Origin of the sequence: Streptomyces anatolicus (genome assembly GCF_019400875.1) — a bacterium.
Classification (GTDB): domain Bacteria; phylum Actinomycetota; class Actinomycetes; order Streptomycetales; family Streptomycetaceae; genus Streptomyces; species Streptomyces anatolicus.
The window spans coordinates 1-2,732 of record NZ_WMBF01000675.1; the positions used below are offsets into that span (position 1 = coordinate 1).

Here is a 2,732-nt window from a genome sequence, read left to right on the forward strand (position 1 = left end):
TTGTGGCTGGGCGCGCAGTTCCCCGCGCCCCTGACGGGGCGCCCCCCGCGCCGGGTCGCTCAGGGGGCCAGTGCCGGCTCCCGCTCCGGGGCTTCCGCCTTCGGCGCGAGGTCCTCTTCGTCGCCCGCTCCACCCTCCACGTGCTGCCTCGGCCTCTTCGGGAGGGCGAACATGATCAGGAAGATGGCTATGAGCACGCCCGCCACCCACCACAGCGCGTTCTGGAAACCGGCCACGTACTCCGCGGGGAGCCGGCTCGGTGTGACGTGTTCGTCGATCACTCCGAAGAAGACCACCGAGACCAGGCCGAGGCCGAGCGCGGTGCCCATCTGCTGCACGGTGTTGATGAGCCCGGACGCCGAACCGGCGTGTTCCCTCGGGACCTCCGAGAGGACCGCGTCCGTCAGCGGCGCCACGATCAGGCCCATGCCCAGGCCCATCACCACCAGCGGGAGCGCCATCTGCCAGGGCGCGATGTCCGCGCCGTACCGGTCCGCCTCCCAGATGTAGACCAGCAGGCCCGCCGCCATGGTCAGGGCGCCCGCCTGGAGCACCTTGCGGCCGAAGCGGGGCACCAGCTTCTGCACCGACATACCGGCCGCCACCGAGACCGCGATCGAGAACGGCACCCCGGTCAGGCCCGCACGCAGCGGCGTCCAGCCGAGGCCGTACTGCATGTACAGGGTCCAGACGAGGAAGAAGACGCCCATCACGATGCCGAAGACGGTCTGCACGGCGATGCCCGCGGCGAAGCTCTTCACCTTGAACAGCGACAGCTCCACGAGCGGCGAGCCGTCCTTCGCGGTCTTCCACCTCTCGTACGCGACGAACGCGCCGAAGACGACGAGCGAGCCGGCCATCATGACGTGGCCCCAGACGGGCCAGCCCAGCTCGCGGCCGCGGGTGAGGGGGTAGACGAGCATCAGCATCGCGGCCGTGACCAGGGCGACGCCGACGAGGTCGAGCTTGAGGGCCCTCGGGGCCCTGGACTCGGTGATGAACTTCCGGCCGAGGATGATCCCGGCGATGCCGACCGGCAGGTTGATGAGGAAGATCGGCCGCCACTCCAGGCCGAAGAGGTTCCACTCGGTGAGCAGCGCGCCCAGCAGCGGTCCGGAGACCGCGCCGAGGCCGACGACCATGCCGAAGAGCCCGAAGACCTTGCCGCGCTCGTGGGCGGGGAAGGTGGCGTGCACGATCGAGAGCACCTGCGGGACCATCAGCGCGGCCATGCCGCCTTGCAGGATGCGCGAGGCGACCAGCATCTCCGGGTTGGCCGCGAAGCCGCAGAGCGCGGAGGCGACGGTGAAGCCGGTGATGCCTATCAGGAAGAGCCGCTTGCGGCCGTGGATGTCACCGAGCCGCCCGCCCGTGATCAGACCGGCGGCGAAGGCGAGTGCGTAACCCGCGGTGATCCACTGGATCTGGCTGTACGTGGCGCCGGACTCCCGCTGGATCGACGGGATCGCGATGTTGACGATCGTGACGTCGACTAGGTCCATGAAGGCGGCGGTCATCACGATGGCCAGGGCGAACCATCGGCGCCGGTCCGTTTCCGGCCTGGCTTCGGGGAGGGTGGTGGTGGAAGAACTCATGCCGGAAGGTTAGGAGCCATGTAGGTCATAAGAGTTCCTATTTACCGCGCATGCTGAGTCTCATGAAGACGAGGAGCAAGACGGCGAGTGAGACGACGAGTAAGACACCGAAGGTGACCGCGGCGGCGCATCGGGTGGGCGCGTGACGGGGGCCACGGGTGCCCAGACCCCCATCCGGCTCCTCCAACTGCTCTCGCTCCTCCAGACGCCCCGCGAGTGGCCCGGCAGCGAACTCTCCGAGCGGCTCGGGGTGAGCCGGCGGACCGTGCGGCGCGATGTGGACCGGCTGCGGGACCTGGGCTATCCGGTACAGGCGTCGCAGGGCGCCCTCGGCGGCTACCGCCTGGTCGCGGGCAAGGCCATGCCGCCGCTCGTCCTCGACGACGAGGAGGCCGTGGCGATCGCGGTCGGACTGCGGGCCGGTGCGGGGCACGCGGTGGAGGGCGTGGAGGAGGCGTCGGTACGGGCGCTCGCCAAACTGGAGCAGGTCCTGCCGGCCAGGCTGCGCCACCGGGTCTCCGCGCTGCAGACCGCGACGATGCCGCTGACCAGTGGGGACGGCGCGAGCATCGCGCCGGAGACGCTGACCGTGATGGCGTCGGCCGCGGCGGGCCACGAGCGGCTGCGGTTCTCCTACCGGGCGGGGGACGGCACGCAGACGCGGCGGCTCACCGAGCCGTACCGCCTGGTGTCGACGGGGCGGCGGTGGTATCTCGTGGCGTACGACATCGACCGCGAGGACTGGCGGACCTTCCGGGTCGACCGGGTGACCGAGCCGTTCGCCACCGGGGCGAGGTTCGCGCCGCGGGAGCTGCCGAAGGGGGACGCGGCCGAGTTCATCCGGCAGTCGCTGGGGCGGGGCCAGCGGTCGTACGAGATCGACGTGACGTTCGCGGCACCGGCCGAGTTCGTCGCGGCGCGGCTGCCATCGGCACTGGGCACCGTCGAGCCCCTGGACGCCGGCCACTGCCGCCTGCGCGGCACGGCGACGGACTCCATCGAATGGCTGGCGGTCCGCCTGGCCATAACGGACTGCGACTTCACACCCCACGGCCCCCCGGAACTGGTGACATACCTAAGAGCCCTGGCCCACCGCCTGACGCGCGCGACGGGGGATGCCGGGGAGGGGGTCAGCGA

2 protein-coding genes are annotated in these 2,732 nt (G+C 70.8%); one reads left to right on the plus strand and one right to left on the minus strand.

The window, feature by feature from the left end; all coding sequences use genetic code 11:
• Positions 1 to 59: 59 nt before the first annotated feature.
• A complete protein-coding gene (locus GKQ77_RS31230) occupies positions 60 to 1,595 on the minus strand; it encodes an MFS transporter (RefSeq protein ID WP_219692481.1) in 1,536 nt (511 codons plus the stop codon).
• Between the two features lie 142 nt (positions 1,596 to 1,737).
• Here GKQ77_RS31230 and GKQ77_RS31235 point away from each other — a divergent pair.
• The coding region (locus GKQ77_RS31235; protein ID WP_219692482.1) for a helix-turn-helix transcriptional regulator at positions 1,738 to 2,732 on the plus strand (995 nt) is incomplete at its 3' end.

Bases quoted from the DNA above. Each gene is read 5' to 3' on its own strand.
- GKQ77_RS31230 (WP_219692481.1), bottom strand. From the start codon at position 1,595: ATGAGTTCTTCCACCACCACCCTCCCCGAAGCCAGGCCGGAAACGGAC.